Origin of the sequence: Micromonospora sp. PLK6-60 (genome assembly GCF_019890675.1) — a bacterium.
Lineage (GTDB): Bacteria > Actinomycetota > Actinomycetes > Mycobacteriales > Micromonosporaceae > Micromonospora.
This window is the reverse complement of record NZ_JAIOAA010000028.1, coordinates 24366-49385: the sequence shown is the minus strand read 5'-3', so window position 1 is coordinate 49385 and position 25020 is coordinate 24366. Positions and strand designations below refer to the sequence as shown.

At 74.8% G+C, this 25020-nt stretch carries 20 protein-coding genes; 10 read left to right on the top strand and 10 right to left on the bottom strand.

The features are described from left to right. A partial coding sequence (locus K7640_RS28940) for a Crp/Fnr family transcriptional regulator (RefSeq protein ID WP_222958111.1) occupies nt 1-492 on the top strand: 492 nt, incomplete at its 5' end. Between the two features lie 59 nt (nt 493-551). Here the strand turns inward: K7640_RS28940 and K7640_RS28935 are convergent. Beyond that, the gene (locus tag K7640_RS28935) at nt 552-746 is read right to left on the bottom strand and encodes a hypothetical protein (protein WP_222958110.1); all 195 of its coding nucleotides are present in this window, start codon (nt 744-746) and stop codon (nt 552-554) included. A 202-nt stretch (nt 747-948) separates the two neighbouring features. Between K7640_RS28935 and K7640_RS28930 the strand changes: the two genes are divergently transcribed. Next, a complete protein-coding gene (locus K7640_RS28930; RefSeq protein WP_222958118.1) occupies nt 949-4521 on the top strand; it encodes an adenylate/guanylate cyclase domain-containing protein in 3573 nt (1190 codons plus the stop codon). Between the two features lie 4 nt (nt 4522-4525). Here K7640_RS28930 and K7640_RS28925 read toward each other — a convergent pair whose 3' ends face one another. Continuing rightward, a complete protein-coding gene (locus K7640_RS28925; RefSeq protein ID WP_222958109.1) occupies nt 4526-5206 on the bottom strand; it encodes a 1-acyl-sn-glycerol-3-phosphate acyltransferase in 681 nt (226 codons plus the stop codon). 180 nt (nt 5207-5386) lie between these two features. Between K7640_RS28925 and K7640_RS28920 the strand changes: the two genes are divergently transcribed. Continuing rightward, nucleotides 5387-6229: a DUF308 domain-containing protein gene (locus tag K7640_RS28920; protein ID WP_222958108.1), complete on the top strand. Its 843-nt coding sequence runs from the start codon at nt 5387-5389 to the stop codon at nt 6227-6229. A 160-nt stretch (nt 6230-6389) separates the two neighbouring features. Continuing rightward, nucleotides 6390-7805, top strand: a complete 1416-nt coding sequence (locus K7640_RS28915) for a trehalose-6-phosphate synthase (protein ID WP_222958107.1) — start codon at nt 6390-6392, stop codon at nt 7803-7805. Nucleotides 7806-8399: 594 nt separating this feature from the next. Here K7640_RS28915 and K7640_RS28910 read toward each other — a convergent pair. From K7640_RS28910 to K7640_RS28885, 6 genes are all read right to left on the bottom strand, one after another. Further along, nucleotides 8400-9206 (bottom strand): alpha/beta fold hydrolase, encoded by an 807-nt coding sequence (locus K7640_RS28910; RefSeq protein WP_255610161.1) that lies wholly within the window; start codon nt 9204-9206, stop codon nt 8400-8402. A gap of 70 nt (nt 9207-9276) precedes the next feature. Continuing rightward, a complete protein-coding gene (locus tag K7640_RS28905) occupies nt 9277-10689 on the bottom strand; it encodes an NAD(P)/FAD-dependent oxidoreductase (RefSeq protein ID WP_222958105.1) in 1413 nt (470 codons plus the stop codon). Between the two features lie 92 nt (nt 10690-10781). Beyond that, nucleotides 10782-11486, bottom strand: a complete 705-nt coding sequence (locus K7640_RS28900) for an endonuclease/exonuclease/phosphatase family protein (RefSeq protein WP_308042837.1) — start codon at nt 11484-11486, stop codon at nt 10782-10784. Between the two features lie 11 nt (nt 11487-11497). Further along, on the bottom strand, nt 11498-12454 hold the full coding sequence (locus K7640_RS28895; protein WP_222958104.1) for an ROK family glucokinase: 957 nt from the start codon (nt 12452-12454) through the stop codon (nt 11498-11500). Between the two features lie 62 nt (nt 12455-12516). After that, nucleotides 12517-13173 carry a hypothetical protein gene (locus K7640_RS28890; protein WP_222958116.1) on the bottom strand — a complete coding sequence of 219 codons (657 nt, stop codon included), beginning with the start codon at nt 13171-13173 and terminating at the stop codon, nt 12517-12519. 43 nt (nt 13174-13216) lie between these two features. Next, the gene (locus tag K7640_RS28885) at nt 13217-13672 is read right to left on the bottom strand and encodes an SRPBCC family protein (protein WP_222958103.1); all 456 of its coding nucleotides are present in this window, start codon (nt 13670-13672) and stop codon (nt 13217-13219) included. Nucleotides 13673-13799: 127 nt separating this feature from the next. Between K7640_RS28885 and K7640_RS28880 the strand changes: the two genes are divergently transcribed. The 5 genes from K7640_RS28880 (at nt 13800) to K7640_RS28860 (ending at nt 20792) form a co-directional block, all read left to right on the top strand. Beyond that, complete coding sequence (locus K7640_RS28880; protein WP_222958102.1) at nt 13800-15593, top strand: long-chain fatty acid--CoA ligase; 1794 nt, start codon at nt 13800-13802, stop codon at nt 15591-15593. 14 nt (nt 15594-15607) lie between these two features. Next, nucleotides 15608-17302: a GAF domain-containing sensor histidine kinase gene (locus K7640_RS28875; RefSeq protein WP_222958101.1), complete on the top strand. Its 1695-nt coding sequence runs from the start codon at nt 15608-15610 to the stop codon at nt 17300-17302. Between the two features lie 7 nt (nt 17303-17309). Continuing rightward, entirely contained in the window at nt 17310-17978 is a 669-nt protein-coding gene (locus tag K7640_RS28870; protein ID WP_088972416.1) for a response regulator transcription factor, read from the top strand. Between the two features lie 230 nt (nt 17979-18208). Then, entirely contained in the window at nt 18209-19021 is an 813-nt protein-coding gene (locus tag K7640_RS28865; RefSeq protein WP_222958100.1) for an SAM-dependent methyltransferase, read from the top strand. Between the two features lie 82 nt (nt 19022-19103). Further along, the gene (locus K7640_RS28860) at nt 19104-20792 is read left to right on the top strand and encodes a bifunctional diguanylate cyclase/phosphodiesterase (protein ID WP_222958115.1); all 1689 of its coding nucleotides are present in this window, start codon (nt 19104-19106) and stop codon (nt 20790-20792) included. Nucleotides 20793-20796: 4 nt separating this feature from the next. Here K7640_RS28860 and K7640_RS28855 read toward each other — a convergent pair whose 3' ends face one another. Both K7640_RS28855 and K7640_RS28850 read right to left on the bottom strand, forming a co-directional pair. After that, nucleotides 20797-21471 carry a response regulator transcription factor gene (locus tag K7640_RS28855; RefSeq protein WP_222958099.1) on the bottom strand — a complete coding sequence of 225 codons (675 nt, stop codon included), beginning with the start codon at nt 21469-21471 and terminating at the stop codon, nt 20797-20799. Continuing rightward, on the bottom strand, nt 21423-22727 hold the full coding sequence (locus tag K7640_RS28850) for a sensor domain-containing protein (protein ID WP_308042834.1): 1305 nt from the start codon (nt 22725-22727) through the stop codon (nt 21423-21425). The genes K7640_RS28855 and K7640_RS28850 overlap by 49 nt, the downstream gene beginning before the upstream one ends. 157 nt (nt 22728-22884) lie before the next feature. On the opposite strand from K7640_RS28850, the gene K7640_RS28845 reads away from it, so the two are divergent. Beyond that, a complete protein-coding gene (locus tag K7640_RS28845; protein WP_222958098.1) occupies nt 22885-24993 on the top strand; it encodes an MMPL family transporter in 2109 nt (702 codons plus the stop codon). Nucleotides 24994-25020 lie beyond the last annotated feature (27 nt).

Below are 25020 nucleotides of genomic sequence, written 5' to 3'. Positions count from 1 at the left end.
GCGCCCACCGGGGAGCGGGCCGTGCTGTCGGTGATCCGACCGCCGGACGTGCTCGGCGAGGTCTCCCTGCTGGACGCCTCGACCCGCTCGGCGTCGGCCGAGGCCATCGAGGACTGCGCCGCGCTGGCGCTGTCCCGGCCCGCCTTCATGGAGCTGGTGCACTCCAACCCGCGCATCCTGGACGCGGTGATGCGCTCGCTGGGCGGGTTGATCCGGCGGCTGACCGAGCAGAACGCCGACCACGTCTTCCTCGACCTGCCCGGCCGGGTGGCCAAGACGCTGGTCCGGCTGGCCGGCGAGAGCCAGGCGCCGATGATCACCATCGAGCTCAACCAGAGCCAGCTCGCCGAGATGGCCGGCGGCTCCCGACAGAGCGTCAACCAGGCCATCGGCTCGTTCGCCAACCGGGGCTGGCTGCGTACGGAGGGGCGCCGGATCGTGGTCACCGACGTGGCCGCGTTGCGCCGCCGGGCGGGAATGAACGACCGCTGAGACGGCGCGTGGCCGGGGCGTCGAACGCCCCGGCCACGTGTTAGCTGTCCCGCGTCAGCTCACGGCTTGGTGCTGGTCGGGCCGATCCACCCGTCGGTCCCGTCCTTGCTGCCGCCGCCCTTGGGCCCCTCGCTGACGATGCCCTGGGCCTGCAGGGCGGCCAGGGTGGCCGCGTCCACGTCGATGGACTCGCCCGCGGAGTGGTTGACCCCGTCGGCGTCGGTCCAGTCACTCTCCAGCTTCACGTACACCATGATGTTTCCCCCTTGATCGCGGTCCTCGTCGTCCGGCGGCATGAATCTAATCCGCGACGGCTCGACCTGACTGCCCGGATGACTGTCCACAAGCCAACAGCCCGGTACCCGACAGGTCACCGGACCGCGATACTCGGTCTGGACGCCGCGGGGGGCGGCGTCCGGCCAGGACCGGCCCCAGGACCCACCACCGGAGGGTGTCATCTCCGCCCAGTGTGACCGTTGTGGACGTACCGCCGCCGACGGCGACCGCTTCTGCGGGGGCTGCGGCGCGGAACTGGGCGCGGTCTGCCCGCACTGCCTGCGGCCCCTCGCCGCCGACGTGGCGTTCTGCACCTCGTGCGGATCGCCCCGGGCCGGCGCCCGGCAGCCGTTCGCGGCGCCCCAGGAGGACCGGCGCCGGATCAGCGTGCTCTTCGTCGACCTGATCGACTTCACCCCGTACGTGGAACGGGCCGACCCGGAGCAGGTCCGCGCCATGCAGACCGGCTTCTTCTCCACCGCGAAGCGGGTCGTCGGGCAGTACGGCGGGGTGGTCGAGAAGTACATCGGCGACGCCGTGATGGCGCTCTTCGGCGCCCCGGTGGCCACCGAGACCGACGCGCTGCGCTGCGTACGGGCCGGGCTGGAGCTGCAACGGGTGCTCACCCGGTTCGCGCCCAGCGGCGCCGACGAGCTGCGCTTCCGGGTGGGCGTGGCCACCGGGGAGGCGCTTGTCGACGTGGCCGCCGCCCGCGACGGCGGGCAGGCGATCGTGGCCGGTGACGTGGTGAACACCGCCTCCCGGACGCAGTCGGTGGCCCCGCCCGGCGGGGTGCTGGTCTGCGGCGCCACCCACGCCCTCACCAAGGACGCCATCCGGTACGAGGAGCAGCCGCCGGTCACCCTGCGCGGGCGCTCCACCCCGACCGAGGTGTGGCTGGCCCTGGCCCCGGTGCGCCGGCAGCCCACCGACCGGGAGCCGGACACCACCCCGCTGATCGACCGCGAGCACGAGCTGGGGCTGCTGGTCAACGCGTTGCACCGGTCGCTGCGCGACCGGCTGCCGCAGGTGGTGACCGTCTTCGGGCGGGCCGGGCTGGGCAAGAGCCGGCTGGTCCGGGAGCTGCACCGGCACGCCGGCCGGCTGGTCGACGAGCCGCTGACCTGGCGGACCGGGCGGTGCCCGCCGTTCGGCGAGAACGTCACCTACGCCGCGCTGGCCGACATCGTGAAGACCGAGGCCGGCATCCTCGACACCGACCCGGCGGCCACCGCCGGGCAGCGGCTGACCGCCGCGGTCGGCGAGCTGGTCGGGCCGGGCGAGCGGGACCGGATCGTGCCCGCGCTGCGCCCGCTGGTCGGGTTGGCCGGCGCCACCCTGCCCGCCGAGGAGGCCGAGTCGGCGTGGCGGCGCTTCCTGCTGGCCCTGGCGGCCCGCCGCCCGACCGTGCTGGTCTTCGAGGACCTGCACTGGGCCGACGACGCGATGCTGCGCTTCGTCGAGCTGCTCGGCGCCGCCGCCCGGGACGTGCCGCTGCTGCTGCTCTGCACGGCCCGGCCGGAGCTGATCGACCGGGACCCGAGCTGGGCCGGCATCATCACCGGCTCGGTCACCATCACCCTGCCCCCGCTGCGGGACACCGGCATCGCCTCGCTCTACGCGCACATGTTCGGCCAGGCGGCGTTCACCGCGGACATGCTCAACCCGCTGATCGAGGTGGCCGGCGGTAACCCGCTCTACGCCCACGAGTACGTGCGGATGCTGATCGAGCAGGGCGCGCTGCGCCAGTCCGGCCGCGGCTGGTCGCTGGAGAAGCACCTGGAGCTGCCGATGCCGGAGAGCGTGCACTCGGTCATCGCCAACCGGGTCGACCTGCTCGACGCCAAGGACCGCGCGGTCCTGCTGGCCGCCTCGGTGGTCGGGGTGCAGTTCTGGCCGGGGGCGGTGGCCGCCGCGCTGGGCCAGTCGGTCGAGTCGGTGGAGCGGGCGCTGCGCCGGCTGGAGCAGCGCGACTTCGTGCACGAGCAGGGCGCCTCGACGATGGCGGGGCAGCCGGAGTACCGGTTCCGGCACGTGCTGGTCCGGGACGTCTGCTACCAGCGGCTGCCGCGCACCGAGCGGGTGGCCCGGCACGAGCGGACCGCCGACTGGCTGGACGCGCTGTCGCAGAGCCGGGACACCGACCTGGCCGAGGTACTGGCCCACCACCGGTGGGCGGCCCACGAGATCGCCCGCACGCTGGGCACCGAGACCACCCGCTACGCCGCCCCGGCGCGCGCCGCACTGCACCGGGCGGCCCGCCGGGCGTACGCCCTGCACGGGTTGGACGCCGCCGCCGCGCACGCCGGGCGGGCGCTGGGCCTGGCCGACGACAGCGACCCGGTCGGCCGGTTGCAGCTGGAGCTGCTGAGCACGGAGATCTCGTTCTACCGGGACGGCAACGCGTTCCTCTCCGGCGGCGGGCCGGAGCAGTTGCACGCGCTGGCCGACCGGCTGCTCGCCCACGGCGACGACGCCTGCTCCGCGCGGGCCTGGACGATGCTCGGTCAGGCGGCCTGGCTGCGCGCCGACCGGACCGACGCGGTGGCCTGCCTCAACCGGGCGGTGGCGCTGTTCGAGCCGCTGCCGGACAGCCAGCAGAAGGCGGACGCGCACGCCGAGCTGGGCCGGCTGCACATGCTCAACTACGAGCGCGACGAGGCGGTCGCCGCGGCGGAGACGGCCGCCGCGATCGGCGCCCGGCTGGGGCTGGTCGAGGTCAACGTCAACGCGCGGATCACCGCGGCGACCGCCCGCTACCAGGCCGGCGACCGGTCCGGGCTGGACGAGCTGCACGCCCTGGTCGAGACCGCCCGGACCCAGCAGCTTTACGCGCTTCCCCGCGCCCTGCAGAACCTGATGTTCGCGCTGAACGAGGAGGGCGAGTGGCGGCGCTCCGACGCGCTGCTGGCCACCGTGCCGGGCGTGAAGGGCAGCGGGCAGACGCTGGCCACCAGCTACTCGGGCGAGGCGGTCCGGGCGTACTTCGACGGTGACTTCGCCCGGCTGATCGCCGCCGCGGACGCGTTCGTCGACACCCCGACGGGCGGCTGGGACATGAAGGTCCGCGGCATGCGCTCCTGCCTGCTGCTGCTGCGCGGCCAGCCGGTGCCGCCGGCGGCCCGGCCCGCCCCCGGGCAACGCGGGGACGGCGGCGCGGAGGTGGTCCGGCACCGCGACGACGTGTCCGCCGCGCTGGCCAGCGCCCGGGGCGGCGGCTTCCACCGGCCGCACTGGACCATGCTCGGCATGGCCGCGCTGTGCCGGGCGTTGCAGGGCCGGACGGACGAGGCGGCGGTACTGATCGACGAGCTGGCCGACTCGTGGTCGGCGGTGCCGGCCCTGGCCAGCGGGGAGTGGATCGCCGCGGCGGCGTACGCGGCGACCCTCGCCGGCCGGGACGCGGCGGTGCGGGTCCGCGCGATGCTGGACCGGGTGGGGCACCGGACGCCCTGGTCGGAGGCGGCGTTGCGGACGGTGACCGGGGCGGTCGCGGCGGCGGACGGCGACCATCGGCGGGCCGGCGAGCTGTACCTGGCCGGGGCGGACATCTACGCCCGGATCCCGGACGTCACCGACCGGATGCTGGCCCTCGCGCTGGCGGTGGCCGAGCTGGACCGGGCCGGGGACAACGCCGCGGTCGCCGGCCCGCTGGCCGAGGTACGCGCCTTCGCGCAGCGCAACGACGCGCCGGGGCTGCTGGCCCTGGCCCGGCGGCCGGTCCCGGACGCCGGGCCGGCCCTGGCCTGCTGACCCGTCAGGCGGGCACGGGCTGCTTCAGCTTCTGCGCGTACGTGTCGACGTACTCCCGGCCGGAGAGTTCCATCAGCTCGTACATGATCTCGTCGGTGACGGCCCGCTCGACGAACCGGTCGCCGGCCATCCCGGCGTAGCGGGAGAAGTCCAGCGGCCGGCCGAACCGGATCCGGACCCGGCCGAGGTTGGGGATCAGCTGGCCGGTCGGCTGGATCTCGTCGGAGTTGAGCAGCACCATCGGCACCACCGGGGCGCCGCTCTCCAGGGCCAGCCGGGCCACCCCGGTCTTGCCCCGGTAGAGCCGCCCGTCGGGCGAGCGGGTGCCCTCCGGGTAGATGCCCGCGATCCCGCCGGCGCGCAGCACCTCGAGCTGGGTGTCCAGGGCGGCCCGGGCGGCCCGGCCGCCGGAGCGGTCCACCGGGATGGCGCCCGACCCGACGAAGAACATCTTGGTGAGCCACCCCTTGATGCCCTTACCGAGGAAATATTCCGCTTTGGCGATGAATGTGACTTTTCGCTTGACGATCAGCGGGGTGAAGATCGAGTCGGAGAAGGAGAGGTGGTTGCTGGCCAGGATGACCGGCCCGGTGTCGGGGATGTGCTCCCGGCCCTCCACCTGCGGGCGGAAGACCAGCCTCAGCAGCGGGCCGAGGATGATGTACTTCAGCAGCCAGTACAGCACCGGCGTCCTTCCAGCACGGGTTCGGCGAGCGGAACCGTCGATGTCGAGCGTACGAACCGGGAGCGGCACGCCACAACGCACTCCCGGAACCGGCCCGGGACGTGTCACGATTCAAGGCACGGCGTACGGGCGCCGGGGCGCGAGCGGACGCACCGCCAGGTGCGATGAGGAGGGTGTCCGGTGTCAGCGGGTGGGCCCCGCCGGGGGCGGCGGGACAACGGCCTCGACGCGAGCGAGTACGCCGTCGCGGGTGACGTGGATCCCCGGGTCGGTGAGCACCTGCTCGACGTGCTGGCCGCCGGCGGCATCGCCGCGTACCTGCAACCCTCCGCCGACCTCAACCCGGTCACCCGGACCACCACCGTGCCGCCCCGGCCCGTCGACCGGCTCTACGTCGACCGGTCCCACCTCACCACCGCCCGGGACTACCTGACCCAGCTCGCCGACGAGGGCGAACCCGCGGCCCGCGACGCCGAGCCGGACGTGGACGCCGAGTGGGCCCGCATCGTCGCCGGGTTCCACACCGCGCCGACCGCCGGCGCCCACCCCTGGCCCGCGGCCGAGGACGTGGACGACGACCCGGTGGAGCGCCCGGGCCCGGCCGCCGGCCCGGCCGGCCGCACCGGCGCCGACGACGCCCCCGGGCCCACCGCCACCGACGTGCGCCGGCTGCCGTACGCGGCCGACGTGTCCGGGATCTCGGTGGGCCGGGACCGGCCCGACGAGCCCTCCCTGCTGGACGGGCTGGACACCTTCGGCGCCGACCTGCCCGGCGACGAGGAGGAGGGCTACACGCCCCCACCCCCGCCCCCACTGCCCCGGGTGTCGAAGTACGCCGTGGTGGGGGTGCTCTGCATCCTGGTGGGCTTCGTCTTCTTCCTCCGCCCCACGCTGCTGCCGATCGACTCGTCGGTGGTCACCCTGCTCGGCTTCACCGGCATCCTGGCCGGCTTCGTCACGCTGATCTGGCGGCTGCGTCCCGGCGACGAGGACCGCGACCCGGACGACGGCGCGGTCGTGTGACCCGCCCGCCCGCATGGCGGGACGGGCGGCGACACGCGTGGGGCGTAACAGTGGTGTAACTTACGGTCAGTAGGAATACGGCTGTACGTCACTTCCCCCACTGACTGCCCGGTTGTTCCTCGCTCGCGGTGGTCAGCCCCTGCTGATCGGAATGCCCGAGATGCGACAGAATTCGCTCGTGGTGGTGGCCAACCGCCTCCCCATCGACGACGGAGTGGCCCCGGACGGCGCCTGCGAGTGGCGCCGCAGCCCCGGCGGCCTCGTCAGCGCACTGCACCCGCTGCTGCGGCACACCCCGGCGACCTGGGTGGGCTGGGCCGGCGGCACCGGCCCGGCGCCCGTCCTGCCCGACGTGGACGGGGTCCGGATGCGCAGCGTGGCGCTCAGCGCGGAGGACTTCCGGGACCACTACGAGGGCTTCGCCAACGCCACCCTCTGGCCGCTCTACCACGACGCCGTCGAGCAGCCGGAATACCACCGGCGCTGGTGGGAGGCATACCAACGGGTCAACCAGCGGTTCGCCGAGGCGACCGCCGAGGTGGCCGAGCCGGGCGCCGTGGTCTGGGTGCAGGACTACCACCTCCAACTGGTCCCCGGCCTGCTCCGCGAGCTCCGGCCCGACCTGCGGATCGGCTTCTTCCTGCACGTGCCGTTCCCGCCCCCGGAGCTGTTCATGCAGCTGCCCCGGCGGGCCGAGCTGCTGCGCGGGATGCTCGGCGCCGACCTGGTCGGCTTCCAGCGCGCCCAGGCCGCGCACAACTTCGCCCAGCTGGTGGCCAAGGTGCTGGAGCTGCCCGCCACCGACCGGCGGATCGGCGTCGGCGACCGGGTGGTCCGCATCGGCGCGTTCCCGGTCTCCATCGACACCGCCGAGATGGCGGCGCTCGCCGCCCGGCCCGAGGTGGCCGAACGGGCCGCCCGGCTGCGCCGGGACCTGGGCGGACCCGAGCACGTCATCCTCAGCGTCGACCGGATGGACTACACCAAGGGCATCGAGCAGCGGCTCAAGGCGTACAGCGAGCTGATCTCCGGCGGGCACATCAAGGTCCGCGACACGGTGCTGGTCCAGGTCGCGGTGCCCAGCCGGGAGCGGGTCGGGCAGTACCAGATCCTCCGCGACCGGGTGGAGCGCGAGGTCGGGCGGATCAACGGCGAGTTCGGCCGGGTCGGCGAGCCCGCCATCCACTACCTCACCCAGCCCTTCGACCGCTCCGAGCTGGCCGCGCTCTATCGGATCGCCGACGTGATGGCGGTGACCCCGCTGCGCGACGGGATGAACCTGGTCGCCAAGGAATACGTCGCCGCCCGGGTCGACGACTCCGGCGCGCTGCTGCTCAGCGAGTTCGCCGGGGCCGCCGCCGAGCTGCCCCAGGCGTACCTGGTCAACCCGCACGACCTCGAAGGGCTGAAGCAGGGGCTGCTGGCCGCGTTGCAGGCCGACCCGGCGGACCTCGCCGACCGGATGCGCGCGATGCGCGACCACCTGCACCGCTACGACATCCGCGCCTGGGCCCGCTCCTACCTCAGCGCGCTGGACGAGAGCGGGGCGCTGACCGCCCGGCTGCGCACCGACTGACCGGCCGGCGCTCCGCCGGCCGGGCCTGTCCGAACGTTCCGGCCGCTGCCGGCGGGCCCGGTCGGGGCACCCGGGGGACGGCCGCGGGCGGCACCCCCGCGCCGCGCTCGGCTCGGCCCTTGGGGCGAGGTCTGTAGCGGCAGTCCCGGGCGTGTCATCGCCGGGGTCGGGCGGGTGCGTTCCGTGCCCTACCAACTTGATGTCGTGAACGAATCATTGGCTGGCTCGGTTGCGCCCACTTCCGGCAACGAGCGGGGTCGGTGATTCGTTTGTGAGGTCAAGTTGGTAGGGCGCGGACAGGGGCCAGGCCGGGCGGCTGTCCAGCGTCGGTTCTGAGGCTGGCCGCAGGCGTGCCGATCTGAAGAGCTGAGGTCAACCCCGCAGGGTGCGAGCCCCGTGACGCCAGCAACCAGCCCGCAGACGTCGGGCATCGGGGCCAAAGACCACAGGGTCCGGCGGGCGGGTCCGGTCGCGAGGGCCGGGCGGTGCCCGCGTACGGGCCGCCCGGCGGCGCGAGGTGGCGGCGGGACCGGTCAGGCGCGGACCGGTCAGGCGCGGGACCGGTCAGGCGCGGACCGGTCAGGCGCGGACCGGTCAGGCGCGGGACGGGCCGGCCGCCGGCTCCTTCTCCAGCCAGTCGAGGATCGCGTCCACCGGCTCACGCCACCGCGCGTCGAGCATCATGTCGTGGCCCAGGCCGGGAAAGAGCAGCGGCGCCGACTCGTACCGGCGGGCCGCCCGGTTCAGTGCGGACACCGGGACCACCCGGTCGTCCGGGCTGCCCAGCACCAGCACCGGTGGGCGGCCCACCGCCGCCTCCGGCTCGTCCGGGTTCAGCAGCGCCCACTGCGCGCGCCGCGACGCCCCGCCCAGCCGGGCCGCGTACCGGCGGGCGTCGGCGTCCGGCAGCTCCCGGCTGAACAGCTGCCGGGGGGCCAGCCGCAGCCGGCCGCCGAAGACCGCCGGCAGGGTACCGGCCGGGTTGCGGCGCAGCGCCGCGCCGAACGTCGGCCAGCCGCCCAGCACCGGCGCCACCAGCACCGCCGCCCGGGCCGGGTAGCGGGCCAGCGCGTGCGCCACCACCAGGGCGCCGGCGCCGTGCCCCACCAGCACCGCCCGCCGTGGCAGGTCCGCGGCCACCTGGACCACGTCGTGCACGTACGCCCGCAGCGTCGCGTCCGGCGCCGGCTCGCTGTCGCCGTGGCCGCGCAGGCTCACCGCGTACGCCGGGAAGCCCCGGCCGGAGGTGTGCCCCAGCCAGTGCTCGGCGAACGCCCACGCGCCGTGGCCGAAACCGGGCACGAAGAGCAGCGGCGGACGGCCCTCGTCCAGCTCGGGGACGGCGGCCAGCACCTCCCGGCGGGCCGGGCGGACCGGCCGGGCCCACTCCCACGACCGCATCACCCGCTCCGTCACCGGACCCACCTTTCGTTCGCGACTGCGGGACTTCGCTGCGCTGCGTTCCTCGCGCTCACCGGCCGCCCGCCTCCAGCTCGCGCAACGCGCGTTCCAGCGCGCGCAGGTAGTCGGCGTGGCCCACCTCGAACCAGTGCCGGCTGCTGTCCTTGACCGCCCCGGAGTAGCGCTCCCCCGCCCCGGCGGTGACCCGCTGGGCGAACGCGGCGGCCCGCTCCGGGCAGGCCAGCCGGGCCCGCAGCAGCCGGGCGAAGAGCACCGCCTGCCAGTGCGACAGGGGGAAGATGCCGGAGTCGGGCTGCACCAGGCCGACCACGGCGAGGGTCGGGTGGCCGGGCACGAACGCGTTGAGCCACAGCCGGGGCCGTCCCTCCGCCCCCTCGTCGCCGAGCAGCTTCGGGTCGAGGAACTCGAACCGCGGCAGGTAGCCGGTGGCGAACACGACCAGCTCCGGGTCGATCCGCCGGCCGTCGGTCAGCTCCACCGTCCGGTCGTGGAACCGGGCCACGTCCGGCACCGGGGCGATCTCGCCATGCCCGACGTAGTAGACCAGCTGGCTGTTGGCGATCGGGTGGGTCTCGTAGACCCGGTGGTCCGGCGCGGGCAACCCGAACCGGGTGAGGTCGCCGACGGTCAGCCGCAGGGTGAGGTGGTAGAGCCACTGGCGCACCCGCAGCGGCACCCGCAGCGCCAGCAGGGTGTCGTTTACCTGGTCGGCGGGGCGGCCGAGGACATACTTCGGGGCGTACCAGTAGCCGCGGCGGGTGGAGTGCCAGCAGTGCGACGCCTGCTGGGCCGCCTCGACCGCGATGTCGCAGCCGGTGTTGCCCGCGCCGACCACCAGCACCCGCTTGCCGCGCAGCTGCGCCGGGTCCTGGTAGGACGAGGCGTGCATGACCTCGCCCCGGAACTCTTCGAGCCCCTCGTAGCGGGGCAGCTTCGGCGACCAGTTGTGCCCGTTGGCCACCACCACCGCGGCGTACCGGGAGGTCCGCTCGGGGCCGTACCCGCCGGTGCTGCGGGTGGTCACGTCCCACCGCTGTCCCTCGGCCGGTTCGACCCGCACCACCTCGGTGCCGAACCAGATGTGCTGGCGCAGGTCGAAGTGGTCGGCGTACCGCTCGAAGTAGGACAGCAGCTGGCTGTGGTGCGGGTAGTCCGGCCAGGAGTCCGGCATCGGGAAGTCCGGGAACTGGGTGAACGGCCGCGACGAGATCAGGTGGGTGCTGGCGTACACCGGGCTGCGGTCGTGCCGCCAGTTCCACGCGCCGCCGACGCCGGTCTCCCGCTCGTAGCAGTCGACGCCGAAGCCGTGCTCACGCAGGTTCTTCACGGCGGTGAGGCCGCTCGCGCCGGCGCCGATGACGCAGACCGTGTCGCCCCGGTCGGAGACCGGACGGCCGTCGCGGGTCGGGGCGAGCGGGGCCGGTTGCGGTCCGGACCGGTCGTGCTCGGGGGAGGGGGACACCGGATTCTCCTTCGTACGGCACGAGCGCCGGGGTCGCTGCGAAATCCTGCCCAGATCCGCCCCGGTTGTCCAGCCCCGTCCCGCCGCGCCGGTCAGCCGGCGACCGGCAGCAGCAGGTCGACCAGGATCGGGAAGTGGTCGCTGGCCCGCCGGGTCTGCGGCGTGTCGACCACGTCGTAGTCGACCACGGCGATCCCCGGGTCGACGAAGAGGGCGTCGATGCGGCGGCGCGGGTTCGCGCACGAGTACGTGTGCCGGTCCGCCCGGTCCATCGCCACCGCGGTGTCGGTCAGCCCGTCCGCCACGGTCCGCCAGGCCGGGCCGCCCGGCCCCTCGTTCAGGTCGGCGCCGGCCACCACCGGCAGCGTGGCCGCGGCCAGCTCCCGCTTGAACGCCGCCGCCTGCGCCGGCCGCTCGGCCGGGTCGGTGGACAGGTGCGAGCCGGCCAGCAGGAACCGGGCGCCGCCGACCTCGCACTCGGCGTACGCCGCGCCGCGCAGGTGCCGGCCGGGGGTCAGCGGGTACCGGGTGCACCGGGTCGACCGCACCCGCACCCGCAGGCTGCACAGCAGCAGGTTGCCCAGCGACGGCAGCCCGCCGGCGGCGACCGTGAGGCCGAACGAGGCGGCCAGCGAGGCCGACTTCTGCCGCCAGCGGAACCGGCGCGGTCCCTCCTGCACGATCACCACGTCCGGCCGGGCCGTCCGGACCACCTCGGCCAGCGCGGCCGTGTCGTCGCGCTGGGTGTGGATGTTGTACGACACGACGCGCAGCGGCACGCCCTGGTCGTGGGTCACCGGCGCCACCCCTACAGCCGGCGGGCGAGGTCGGCCGCGCCGATCACGCCGGCGCTGTTGCCCAGCTCGGCCGGGCGGATCTCGGCGACCGGCAGCCGGCTGCGCTGGGCCAGCGCCTCGGTGAACGAGCGGCGGGTCGGGCCCATCAGCAGGTCACCGGCGTCCACCACGCCACCGCCGACCACCAGGACCTGCGGGTCGAGGATCTGGGCCATGTCCGCCAGGCTGGTGCCGAGCCAGCGGCCGACCTGGGCGAACGCCTCCGCGGAGACCGGGTCGCCGCCCTGCGCCGCGGTGGTCACCATCGGGCCGGTGATCGCGTCGGCCTCCCCGCCGGCGAGGTCCAGCAGGGCGACGGCGCGCTGCGGCTCCTGGCGGGCGGCGGCCCGGGCGAAGCGGACCAGCGCGCTGCCGCTGGCGTACTGCTCGATGCAGCCGAGCCGGCCGCAGCCACACTGGTGGCCGTCCGGGACGGTGAGCATGTGGCCCAGCTCGGCGGCGATGCCGTTGGCGCCGCGGACCAGCTCGCCGCCGAGCACGATCCCGCCGCCGACGCCGGTGCCGATGGTGAACATCACCATCGAGTCGTCGGCGTCGCGGGCGGCGCCGTGCCGGAACTCGGCCCAGGCCGCGACATTGCCGTCGTTCTCCACGATGACCGGCTTGCCGACGGCGCCGCTGACGTACTCGCGCAGCGGCTCGTCCCGCCAGGCCAGGTTCGGCGCGAACAGCACGGTGGAGCGACTGGCGTCGATCCAGCCGGCGGCGCCGATACCGACCGCCTCGACGGCGTGGTTGGCGGCCAGCTCGGTGACCACCTCGATGATGACGTCGCGGGTCTTCGCCACGTCGTCGGCGGGGGTGTCCCGTCGGACCTGCACGAGGACCGTGCCGGTGTCGTCCACGACACCGCCGGCCACCTTCGTGCCACCGACGTCGACTCCGATGGTCAGCGTCACCGCTGCCACTCCCCTCTGCTGTGCTGCCCGGCCTCGGCCGAGCCGGCCGTACGATGCCGGATGTCCGGTGGTCAGGCCTCGTCGCCTGGCGCGTCCCCGCCCGCCTCGCCGGACGCCCGCGAGGCGGGCACCACGGGACGGTCGGCCGGCGACCGGTCGGTCACCGGCGCGTCGGGCCCGTCGGCGGGCGGTACGGGGGCACCCGGGTCGGCCGAGCCCTCCCCCCGGGTGGCGGCGGACCACACGTCCTGCTCGGGTGCCGGCTGAGAATCATGCCCGGTCCGGGTGGCCTCGCGCCACACATGATCCCCATCGGCGTCACCGGGGGTGGCGCGGGCCCGGTCGTCCGGGGTCGGGGACGGGGCGCCGGCGGAGCCGAAGGCGCGCAGCAGGCTGGCCACCCCGGCGGCCAGATCGCCCGCGCCGGTGGCGAGCCGCTCGGCGAATTCCGGACTCGGGTCGCGTACCGCGGCGATACCCCGGCAGATCGGGCACACGCAGCATTCCGGGGCGCCGGTGGCGAATCCGCCGCCCGCCGGCCGGGCGGTCGGCCCGGGACCGGGGACGGACCGCTCTCCGGTGTGATTGAGGACACCCGAGATGATCCCACCCAGCGAGCCCCAGCCGGCCGCAGCGGCACCGGCGGCGGGTGGCCGGGTCATCGCCAGCAGCGCGGCGACCAGCCGTTCCGCCTCTTCCCGGGCCGAGCCCGGCTCCGTACCCCCCATGGTCGGTTCCTCCAAGGTGGCGACCGGGCCGCCGGTGGTCGGGTCAGTGCGCCGCACCGGGTGTTTCTACCCGGCGCTTGAGCTGCTTCAACGCGGCGTCCATGATCATCTTTTCGGCCTTGCGGCGGAACATGCCCAGCATGCCGACGGCGAGTTCCACCTCCAGCGTGTACGTCACGGTCGTGCCGCCGTCCGGGTTGCCGACCAGGTCGTACGACCCGCGCTGGGAGCGCTGCATCCGCGACGGCTCGACCAGGTGCCACTCGATCCGGGACAGGTCCTCGGCGTACTCGTAGGCGAGCACGTACTCGTCGGCCATCACCCCGGCGTCGATGGTGAACCGCACCTGGCTGGCGTAGCCGTCCTCGTACTCCTCGACGACCTCCGCCCGGCGGATCGCGTCGGTCCACTCCGGGTAGCTCGGGAAGTCGCAGATGACCGCCGCCACCCGGTCCGGTGACGCGCCGATGATGATCGACTGGGTGGAGCTGTCCGCCATGGGGGGAGGCTACCCGGACCGGGCCGGCGGCACCGCGCTCCACCCCGGTCAGGTCGGACAGGTAGGTTTCCAGCAAGCCGACCCACGGTGGCGGCGTCCCGGCCAGTGCGAGCACGAGGGAGTGCAGGTGCGCGAGTTCTCCGTTCCGCCGATCGTCACCGTCGGCGACGCGGCCAACCTGACCGACCCGGTCTGGGACAACGCCGAGGCCGCGCCGGACGCGGTGCAGTTCGTCCGGCCCGGGCCCGACGGCGGCCGGGAGGACGTGACCTGCCGGCAGTTCCGCGACGAGGTGGTCGCGGTCGCCCGCGGCCTGGTCGCGGCCGGCGTCAACCCGGGTGACCGGGTCGCGCTGATGAGCCGCACCCGCTACGAGTGGACCCTGGTCGACTACGCCATCTGGGCGGCCGGCGCGGTGACCGTGCCGATCTACGAGACCTCCAGCGCCGAGCAGGCCGCCTGGATCCTGGCCGACTCCGGGGCCGTCGCCGTGGTGGTGGAGACCACCGCCCACGCCACCCTGGTGGCCGGAATCCGCGAGCGGCTGCCCGAGCTGCGCGACGTCTGGCAGATCGAGCTGGGCGCGGTGGGCGAGCTGGTCACGGCCGGCGAGGCCGTCGACCCCGCCGAGATCGAGGTACGCCGCAAGCAGGTCCGCGCCGCCGACATCGCCACCATCATCTACACCAGTGGCACCACCGGCCGCCCCAAGGGCTGCGTGCTCACCCACCGCAACATGTACGCGGACGTCGCCAACGCGGTGCCGGTGCTGCCCAACCTCTTCGGCCCGGGCGCCTCCACCCTGCTCTTCCTCCCGCTGGCGCACTCCTTCGCCCGGCTCATCCAGGTCGGCGTGGTGCAGGCCCGCGCCACGATGATGCACTGCGCGGACACCAAGAACCTGGTCGCCGAGCTCCAGGACTTCCGGCCGACCTTCGTGCTGTCGGTGCCCCGGGTGTTCGAGAAGGTCTACAACGGCGCGCGGCAGAAGGCCGAGGCGGCGGGCAAGGGCAAGATCTTCGACCGGGCCGAGGCGGTGGCGGTCGCGTACAGCGAGGCGCTGGAGACCTCCGCCGGGCCGGGCCTGGGCCTGCGCGCCCAGCACGCCCTCTTCGACAAGCTCGTCTACCGCAAGCTGCGGGCCGCGCTCGGCGGCCGCTGCCAGGACGCGATCTCCGGCGGCGCCCCGCTCGGCGCCCGGCTCGGGCACTTCTTCCGCGGCGTCGGGGTGACCATCTGCGAGGGGTACGGCCTGACCGAGACCTCCCCCGCCGCCGCGGCCAACCTGCCCACCGCCACCCGGATCGGCACGGTGGGCCGGCCGCTGCCCGGGGTCACCGTCCGGATCGCCGACGACGGCGAGATCCTGATCGCCGGCGACCTGGTCTTCCAGGGCTACTGGAACAACGAGGCGGCCACCGCCGAGGCGCTCGACGGCGGCTGGTTCCGCACCGGCGACCTGGGCCGGCTCGACGACGACGGCTACCTGAGCATCACCGGCCGGAAGAAGGAGATCATCGTGACCGCGGGCGGCAAGAACGTCGCCCCGGCCGTGCTGGAGGACCAGGTCCGGGCGCACCCGCTGGTCAGCCAGTGCCTGGTGGTCGGCGACCGGCAGCCGTTCGTCGCCGCCCTGGTCACCATCGACGAGGAGGCCCTGCCCGACTGGCTGGCCGCGCAGGGCCGGACCGGGGCCACGGTGGCCGAGCTGCGCGAGGACGAGGCGCTGCGGGCCGAGATCCAGCGCGCGATCGACCGGGCCAACGAGTCGGTCTCCAAGGCCGAGGCGATCAAGGTGTTCCGCGTCCTGCCCCGGGACTTCACCGAGGCCACCGGCGAGCTGACCCCGTCGATGAAGGTCAAGCGGCAGGTCGTGCACGAGACGTACGCGGCGGAGATCGCCGAGATCTACCGCGGCTGACTACGATCCGTCACGTGCCCGCCTCGACTCCCGGTCAACCGCTGACCCATCCCCTCGCCGCCGCCGCGCGGCTGGTGATGCTCGCGCTGGTCGCCGTGCTCACCTACGTCGCCACCCGCGACCCCGCCCAGCTCTGGTGGATCGCCCTGCTCGCCGTCGCCGGGCTGCCCGCCGTGCTGGCCCCGCAGCACCCCCGGCTCGGCCCGCTCAGCCGGGTCGCCGAGGTGGTGGTGCTCGGCCTGGCCGCCAGCCAGATCGCCGCCGTCGCCGACATCGGCGGCCCGATCGACGGCATCGGCGCCTCCGCCGTCCTGCCGTACCTCGCCGTGCCGGTGACGGTGACCGCGCTGCGCCGCGCCTTCCGCGAGGGCGCCGGCCTGCTCGCCGTCGCCGCGGTGACGCTGCTGGTCAGTGGGGCGCTCACCGTGGTCGACGGTGGCCGTCAGCTGGGCCAGCCCGGTTACCTGGCGGTCTGCGCGCAGTGGCTGGTCCTGGCCGGGCTCGGCCTCTACGCCGCCCGCAGCCTGCACCGGGTGATGCGGGTGAGCGGCGAGGGCAAGCCCCAGCCGTACGCCGAGGCGACCCGGCTGCTGACCCAGCTGCGCACGGTCGCCCGGCAGCTGCCCGGGGCCACCCTCGACCCCGGCGGCATCTCCGAGCACCTGCTGGAGGAGCTGCGGCTGGCCGCGCCCACCGAGCGGGGCGCGGTGCTCTCCGCCAGCGGCGGCGGGCGGCTGGTGGTGCTCGCCCAGATCGGCGCCGAGCGGGTCGACTGGGAGACGACGCTCGACGCGGACTCCGCGATCGCCGACGCCTGGGCCAGCCAGCAGCCGCACACCGCGAGCCGGTCGCAGGCCCGCTCGCACCGCGGCGGCGACGTGTCGGCGCTGATCGTGCCGCTGGTCGCCGGGGTGCGCACGGTCGGCCTGGTGGTGCTGGAGACCGACGTCGCGCAGGCGTACCCGGCGCCGGTGATGTCCCGGGTGACCGCGCTGACCGGCCCGGCGGCGCTGCGACTGGAGGCGGCGCTGCTCTTCGACGAGGTGCGCTCGCTGGCCACCAACGAGGAGCGGCAGCGGCTGGCCCGGGAGATCCACGACGGGGTCGCCCAGGAGCTGGTGATGGTCGGCTACGGCATCGACAACGCGCTGGCGTACGTCGACGAGGACCCGAAGGAGACCGCCGAGGCGCTGCGCACCCTGCGCCACGAGGTGACCCGGGTGATCACCGAGCTGCGGCTGAGCCTGTTCGAGCTGCGCAGCGAGGTGGACCGGCACGGCGGCCTGGCCGCCGCCATCGCCGAGTACGCCCGTACCGTCGGCGCCTCCGGCGGGCTGCGGGTGCACCTGTCGCTGGACGAGTCGACCGCCCGGCTGCCCGCCGCGACCGAGGCCGAGTTGCTGCGCATCGCGCAGGAGGCGGTGACCAACGCGCGCAAGCACGCCGGCGCCTCGAACCTCTGGGTCACCTGTGAGGTGGACCCCCCGTACGCCCAGATCGAAGTGTCGGATGACGGTCACGGCATCGGTGACCAGCGGCCCGACGGGCACTATGGTCTTGCGATCATGGCGGAGAGGGCGGAACGTATCCGGGGCCGGTTGGAGATCAGGCCGCGGCGACCCAGCGGCACGACGGTGGCGGTGGTGGTCGGCTCCTCGCCCCGGCGCGATAAGGTGCGCGGCAGCGCCGCAGCAGCAGAAGGGGAGTAACCCGAGGATGACCACTAGCCCGACACCGGCCACCCGTACCAAGGTCCTCCTTGTCGACGATCACGATCTCATCCGTAAGGGGCTGCGGCACGCGTTCGAGCGAGACCGGCAGTTCGAGGTCGTCGGCGAGGCGGCCACCGCGGCGGAGGGCGTGCGACAGGCCGGTGCCCTGCAGCCCGACGTGGTGATCATGGACCTGCGCCTGCCCGACGGCAGTGGCCTGGAGGCCACCCGCGCGCTGCGCAAGTCCAGCGCGACGATGGGCATCGTGGTGCTCACCATGTATGCCGGCGACGACCAGCTCTTCGGCGCCCTGGAGGCCGGGGCGAGCGCGTTCGTGCCGAAGACCGCGCCGGCCGACGAGGTCGTCGCCGCCGCCCGGCACGCCGCCTCCTCCCCGAGCGCGTTCACCGCCGCCGACCTGGCCGAGGCGATGAAGCGGCGGCTGGCGCCGTCCGGCCCGCAGCTCTCCCCACGGGAGGGTCAGGTGCTGCGGCTGCTCGCCGACGGCATGAGCGTCGCCGGCATCGCCAAGCAGCTCTTCGTCAGCGAGTCGACCGCCAAGACGCACATCTCCAAGCTCTACGAGAAGCTCGGCGCCGCCAACCGGGCCCAGGCCCTGATGACCGCGCTGCGACTCGGCCTGCTCGAGGCACCGGACGCGCCGAAGTTCTGACCGCCGCACCACGCGCCGACCGGGAGGTCCGTGCCCTCGCCGGGGTGACCCCGCCGGGCGCGGGCCTCTCGTGCGTCCCCGACCACCCGCCTGGTTGATCATGCACCGGCCCAGGTGAGGCGATAAAGGACGGACCGCCTCTTCTCACCCGGGCGGGAGAGGGGCACAATACGCCGGGTGACCCACAGGGCACACCATATCTCGCGTTGTCCACCAAAAGGGGTAACGGCATGCAGCGGCCGGACTGGGCTCCCGACACCATCGACATCGAGCGCCCCAGCGTCGCCCGCATGTACGACTACTACCTCGGCGGCTCGCACAACTTCGCCCCCGACCGGGCGGCGGCCCGGGCGATGATGACCGCCGTGCCGGACGCCCCGCTGATGGCCCAGGCCAACCGCGCGTTCCTGCGCCGGGTGGTGCAGTTCCTCGCCGAGTCGGGCGTGCGGCAGTTCCTCGACATCGGCTCCGGCATCCCGACCGTCGGCAACGTGCACGAGATCGCCCAGCGGGTCGCCCCCGACTCCCGGGTGGTGTACGTGGACGTCGACCCGGTGGCCGTCGCGCACAGCCGGGAGATCCTCGACGGCAACGACCGGGCCGCCGTCATCCAGGAGGACCTGCGCCGGCCCGAGGCGATCCTCGGCCACCCCGAGGTCACCCGGCTGCTCGACTTCTCCCAGCCGGTCGCCGTGATGGTCGTGGCCGTGCTGCACTTCATCGCCCCCGAGGACCGGCCGGAGCTGATCCTGGGCCGGCTGCGCGACGCCCTGGCGCCCGGCAGCTACCTGACCCTGTCCCAGGCCAGCGACGAGGGGCGGGGCGGCACCGGCGAGCGGGCCGAGGCGGAGCGGGTCTACCGGCGCACCGACAGCCAGCTCTGGATCCGCGGCCGCGCCGAGCTGGTCGACCTCTTCGCCGGCTTCGAGCTGGTCGAGCCGGGGGTCGTCTGGGTGCCGCAGTGGCGACCCGAGTCACCGGAGAGCGCCGAGGACGCCGAACGGTCCGTGTTCATGGGCGGGGTGGGGCGGGTCGGTGACTGAGTCGGCGCAGACCGGCCGGTCCTGCCCCGGGGTCTTCGCCCGGGCCTGGGCCAAGGCGGTGTCGGGCACCAGCTACCTGCCGATGACCCAGGCGCAGCTGGAGGCGACGCTGCACGACCTCACCGGGCGGCTGGCCGAGGCGTTCCTCGCCGAGCCGTTCGACCAGCGCATCGGCCAGCAGGTCGGCGGGGAGCTGGTCGCCGCGCACATCGCCTCGGCCGAGGGGCTGGGGCGTACGGTCGAGGTCATCCAGCTGCGGCTGGTGCGCGACCTCGGGCTGGTCACCGACGACGCCGACGACCGGATGGCCCGCCTGCTGGCCACCGTCGCCACCGGGTACGCCCGGGCGCTGCGCGACCGCACCCTCGACGAGCAGGAGGCCATCCGGCGGGCCGCGATGGTGGCCCGGGCGCACGCCGAGCGGGCGCTGCGGGACAGCGAGGCCCGCTTCCGGTACCAGGCCAACCACGACCCGCTCACCGGGCTGCCCAACCGCACCCTGCTCACCGAGCGGCTGGCCGCCGCGATCGCGCGGCCCGGCGACGGCGCCGACCGGGTCGGCGTCTGCGTCCTCGACCTGGACCGGTTCAAGGTGGTCAACGACTCGCTGGGCCACCAGATCGGCGACCTGCTGCTGATCACCGTCGGCGAGCGGCTGCGCCGCAGCGTGGGCGAGCACCTGGTCGCCCGGCTCGGCGCCGACGAGTTCGCCATCCTGGTCGAACGCACCGGCCGCACCGAGGACGTGATCCGGGTGGCCGAGGCGGCGCTGGCCGCGGTGTGCGAACCGGCCGTGGTGGCCGGGCACGAGCTGACCGTCTCGGCCAGCATCGGCATCGTGGAGCAGCCGGTGCGCGGCACCACCCCCGGCGAGCTGATGCGGGCCGCCGGCAGCACGCTGCACTGGGCCAAGGCGGCGGGCGGGGCCCGCTGGTCGGTCTTCGACGCCGAGCGCAACCAGCGGGAGCTGGACCGGTACGCGCTCTCCGCGGCCATCCCGGCGGCGCTGGAGCGCGGCGAGTTCCTGCTCGACTACCAGCCGCTGACCGCGCTGGCGGACGGCACCATGCGGGGCATGGAGGCGCTGGTCCGCTGGCGGCACCCGGAGCGCGGGCTGTTGCGCCCGGACGCCTTCATCGGGCTGGCCGAGGAGACCGGGCAGATCGTCCCGCTGGGCGGCTGGGTGCTGGCCGAGGCGTGCCGGCAGGCCCGGGACTGGCCGGCCGGTCGCGGTGGCGCCCCGTTCGTCAGCGTGAACCTGGCCGTGCAGCAGGTCCGCCGCCCGGGGCTGGTGGACGAGGTCGGTGAGCTGCTGCGCCGCACCGGCCTGCCGCCGGAACGGCTCCAGCTGGAGATCACCGAGAGCACCATGATGAGCACCGTCGAGGAGCCGGTACGCGCGCTGCGGGTGCTGGCCGACCGGGGCGTACGGATCGCCATCGACGACTTCGGCACCGGCTACTGCAACCTGGCGTACCTGCGCGGGCTGCCGGTGACCGAGCTGAAGGTGGCCGGCGAGTTCGTCAGCGGGCTGCGCGCGCCGGCCGACGACCCGGCCGGCCGCACCGACGAACGGATCCTCGCCTCGCTGGTCTCCCTCGCCCACGCGCTGGACGTGACGGTGACCGCCGAGGGCGTGGAGACCGCCGAGCAGGCCGACCGGCTGCGGGCGATGGGCTGCGACGCCGCGCAGGGCTGGTATTTCGGCCGGCCGGGGCCGGCGGAGCAGCACCTGGGCCGCTCCCCCGCCCTCACCGGCACCACCGCCTGACCCGTCAGGCCCGGGCCGGCACCTGCCGGCCGTCGTCCCCGTTCAGGTACGTCAGCACGGCCAGCACCCGGCGGTTGTCGTCGGTGGACGGCGGCATCCGCAGCTTGCTGAAGATGTTGTTGATGTGCTTGCTGACCGCCTTCTCGGTGACGAAGAGCCGGCCGGCGATCGCCGCGTTCGACCGGCCCTCGGCCATCAACCCCAGCACCTCCCGCTCCCGCGCGGTCAGCTCCCCCAGCGGCTCCGCGCCGGCCCGGCTGGCCAGCAGCTGGGCGACCACCTCCGGGTCCATCACCGTGCCGCCGGCGGCCACCCGGCGCACCGCGTCCACGAACTGCTCCACGTGCGACACCCGGTCCTTGAGCAGGTAACCCACCCCGCCCTGCCGGTCGGTGAGCAGCTCCCGGGCGTAGAGCTGCTCGACGTGCTGGGAGAGCACGAGGATCGGCAGCCCGGGCAGCTCGGTCCGGGCCCGGATCGCCGCCTGCAGGCCCTCGTCGGTGAAGGTCGGCGGCAGCCGTACGTCGAGCACCGCGACGTCCGGGCGGTGCGCGGTCAGCGCGGGCAGCACCGACGGTCCGTTGTCGACGGCGGCGACCACCTCGAACCCGAACGCCTCCAGGATCCGGATCAGCCCGTCCCGGAGGAGGGCGAGGTCCTCGGCGATGACAACTCGCACGGCAGCTCCATGCTGATGACGGTGGGTCCACCTTCCGGACTGGTCACCACCATCGTTCCATCGAAGGCTGCCAGCCGTCGCCCCACACCCGCCAGGCCGCTGCCCGCCACCGGGTCCGCGCCACCCCGGCCGTCGTCACCGACCTCGACCGTCAGCCGCCCGTCCGCGTGGCCGAGCCGGATCCAGGCCCGGGTGGCCCCGCTGTGCTTCGTCACGTTCGCCAGCCCCTCCGCCACCGCGAAGTACGCCGCCGACTCCACCGGGGCCAGCGGCCGGCCCGGCAGGTCGACCGTCACCTCCACCGGCAGCGGCACGGCCAGCGCCAGCGCCCGCACCGCACCGTCGAGCCCCCGCTCGGCGAGCACCGGCGGGTGGATGCCGCGCACCAGCCCGCGCAGCTCGGCCAGCGCCTGCCCGCTGCTCTCCCGGGCCTCGGCCAGCAGCCGCCGGACGGCGTCCGGGTCGCGCTGCACCAGCTGCTCGGCCAGGCCGATGCTCATGCTCAGCGCGACCAGCCGGGCCTGCGCCCCGTCGTGCAGGTCCCGCTCGATCCGGCGCAGCTCGGCGGCCTGGGCGTCCACCGTCTCGGCCCGGGTGACGGTGAGTTCGCGGACCCGCAACGCCAGCTCGGCGGTGCGGGTCGGCGGCAGCAGCAGGCCGGCGAAGGCCAGGTGCAGCCAGACCAGCCAACGCCCGGCGGCCAGCCCGGCGAACAGGAACAACACGCCCAGGGGGAGGCAGAGCAGCGCCTGGACGAGATTGCCGAGCGGCCAGAACGGGCCGTAACCGTACTCGACACCGGCGGCGTACAACGCCAGCGGGACGCCGAGCACGCCCTCCAGGCCGTACAGCGGCACGGCGAACGCGGCCAGGCACACGCCGCCGGTGGCCGCCCCGGGCAGCAACCAGGCCAGGTCCCGCCAGGTGGCCGGGTCTGCGACCACCCAACGGAACCGCTGCCAGGTGCCGAACTGCGCGCCGGCGGGCGCCGGCGGGTACGGGTCCGCCAGCTCCACCCCGCCCCAGCGGGCCAGCCGGCGGTGCGCCCCGGCCACCACCCGGACGCCGGCGGTGACCACCGGGAAGAGCGCGAACCCGACGCCGAAGACCGGGATGAGCAGCAGCGACGCCAGCGACAGCACGAACAGCGCCACGTGCGTGGTCAACGACAGCAGGGCGGTCAGCAACCCCTGCCCGGCGGTGACCACGCCGGGCCGGACCCACTCGCGGAAGATGCCGCGTACCGAGCTGTCCACGGGCCCATTCTCCGGCACCGCCGCCAGGCGAGCGGTGGTGCTGGCACCACCCCGCTCGGCGGGGTGCCACCCCTGCCCGGGCGGGCGGCGGGCCGAAGGATCGACGGCAGGACGGGGACGTGGCTCCCCGCCACCGATCGATCGAAGGGAACCCGAGATGTCCTGGCAACGACTGGCCGGCGTGCCGTCCGGCCGCCGCGGCAGGTACGCCGCGCTCGCCCTCTGGCTGGTGCTGCTCGCGGTGGCCGGCCCGCTCGCCCTGCGGCTCGGCGAGGTGCAGGACAACTCGACGCTCGGCGCGCTGCCGGCCGGGGCCGAGAGCAGCCGGGCCGCGCAGCGGGCCGAGGCCGCCTTCCCGGAGTCGCGGCGGCAACTGGCCATCGCCGTGTACGTCCGCGACAGCGGCCTCACCGCCGCCGACCGGGCCCGGGTCGACGCCGACCGCGCCGAATTCGCCCGGTACGCCGAGGGCGGCGCGGTGTCGCCGCCGGTGCCCGGCGCGGACGGCAAGGCCCTGCTCTTCTCGCTCCCGGTCAGCACCGACGACGACGCCCGCGCCGAGGCGGTCGGCGCGATGAAGGACCGGCTGGTCGACGGCGCGCCGCCGGGCCTGCGCACGGCGCTGACCGGCGACGCCGCCGCCGAGCACGACGTGTTCGACGCGTTCGGCGGGATGGACGTGGCGCTGCTGCTGGCCACCGCGGGCACCGTCGCCCTGCTCCTGCTGATCACCTACCGCAGTCCGGTGCTGTGGCTGATCCCGCTGCTCGTCGTCGGGGTCGCCAACCAGCTCGCCGGGGCGGCGGTCTACCTGCTGGCGCGCTACGCCGACCTGGCAGTCGACTTCCAGAGCCGGAACATCCTCACCGTGCTGGTCTTCGGCGTCGGCGTGGACTACGCCCTGCTGCTGATCGCCCGCTACCGGGAGGAGCTGCGCCGGCACGCCGACCGGCACGCCGCGATGGCGGTGGCGCTGCGCCGCTCGTACGGCGCGGTGTGCGCCTCGGCGGCGACCGTGGCGATCGGGCTGCTCTGCCTGCTCGCCGCGGACCTGCCCGCCACCCGCGGCCTGGGGCCGGTCGGCGCGATCGGCATCGGCGCGGCGCTGCTGGCCATGACCACCCTGCTGCCGGCGGTGCTGGTGCTGTTCGGACGGTGGCTGTTCTGGCCGTTCGTGCCCCGGTACTCCGCCGCCGCCGCGGACCGCGACCACGCCGCCGACCACGGCGTCTGGCGCCGGATCGCCGGCCTGGTCGGCGGTCGGCCGCGCGCGGTCTGGGTGGGCACCGCCGCCGCGCTGGTCGCGCTGGGCCTCGGCATCGGCAACCTCAGCCTCGGCCTGCCCGACGACGAGTCGTTCACCACCGAGGTCGGCTCGGTCGCCGGGCAGCGGCTGATCGCCGCGCACTACCCGCAGGGCATGGCCGCGCCCGCCGAGCTGCTGGCCGCCGCCGGCGCCGCCGACCAGGTGGTGGCCGCCGCCCGCGCGGTGCCCGGGGTCGCCGAGGTGGGCCGGCCGCAACGCTCCGCCGACGGCCACTGGGTACGCGTCCCCGCGGTGCTCGCCGGAGCGCCGGACAGCGCGGCGGCCCGGGACACGGTGGACCGGCTGCGCGCCGCGGTGCACCGGCTGCCCGACGCGCAGGCCCTGGTCGGCGGCCGGACCGCGACCCTGGTCGACGAGCAGCGCACGGTCACCCGGGACACCCGGCTGATCATCCCGCTGGTGCTCGCCGTCGTGCTGGTGATCCTGGTGCTGCTGCTGCGGTCGCTGATCGCCCCGCTGCTGCTGATGGCCAGCGTGGTGCTGTCGTACGTGGCCGCGATGGGCGCCGCCGGCCTGCTGCTGGACGCGCTGGGCCACCCGCACCTGTTCGTGAGCATCCCGTTGCAGGCGTTCCTGTTCCTGGTGGCGCTCGGGGTGGACTACACCATCTTCCTGATGACCCGGGCCCGGGAGGAGGCGGCGGTGATCGGCCACCGGGCGGGGATGCTCCGGGCGCTGACCGTCACCGGCGGCGTGATCACCAGCGCTGGCCTGGTGCTCGCGGCCACCTTCGGCGCGCTGCTGGTGCTGCCGCTGGTGCCGTCGGTGCAGACCGGCGTCATCGTGGCGGTCGGCATCCTGCTGGACACCCTGCTGGTCCGCAGCCTGCTGGTCCCGGCGCTGACCCTGGACCTGGGGGCGCGTACCTGGTGGCCGGGGCGGCTGTCCCGCCCGACCCAGCCCACCACCCCGCCCGAGCCCGTCCTGGCCATCGCCTGACCCATCCCGGTGCCACGCCGGGTGGCC

What these genes read in the sequence shown, in the direction of transcription:
- K7640_RS28935 (WP_222958110.1), bottom strand. Translation starts at nt 746, where the DNA reads ATGGTGTACGTGAAGCTGGAGAGTGACTGGACCGACGCCGACGGGGTC.
- K7640_RS28915 (WP_222958107.1), top strand. Translation starts at nt 6,390, where the DNA reads ATGCGACAGAATTCGCTCGTGGTGGTGGCCAACCGCCTCCCCATCGAC.
- K7640_RS28910 (WP_255610161.1), bottom strand. Translation starts at nt 9,206, where the DNA reads ATGCGGTCGTGGGAGTGGGCCCGGCCGGTCCGCCCGGCCCGCCGGGAG.
- K7640_RS28890 (WP_222958116.1), bottom strand. Translation starts at nt 13,173, where the DNA reads ATGGGGGGTACGGAGCCGGGCTCGGCCCGGGAAGAGGCGGAACGGCTG.
- K7640_RS28885 (WP_222958103.1), bottom strand. Translation starts at nt 13,672, where the DNA reads ATGGCGGACAGCTCCACCCAGTCGATCATCATCGGCGCGTCACCGGAC.
- K7640_RS28870 (WP_088972416.1), top strand. Translation starts at nt 17,310, where the DNA reads ATGACCACTAGCCCGACACCGGCCACCCGTACCAAGGTCCTCCTTGTC.
- K7640_RS28865 (WP_222958100.1), top strand. Translation starts at nt 18,209, where the DNA reads ATGCAGCGGCCGGACTGGGCTCCCGACACCATCGACATCGAGCGCCCC.
- K7640_RS28860 (WP_222958115.1), top strand. Translation starts at nt 19,104, where the DNA reads ATGACCCAGGCGCAGCTGGAGGCGACGCTGCACGACCTCACCGGGCGG.
- K7640_RS28845 (WP_222958098.1), top strand. Translation starts at nt 22,885, where the DNA reads ATGTCCTGGCAACGACTGGCCGGCGTGCCGTCCGGCCGCCGCGGCAGG.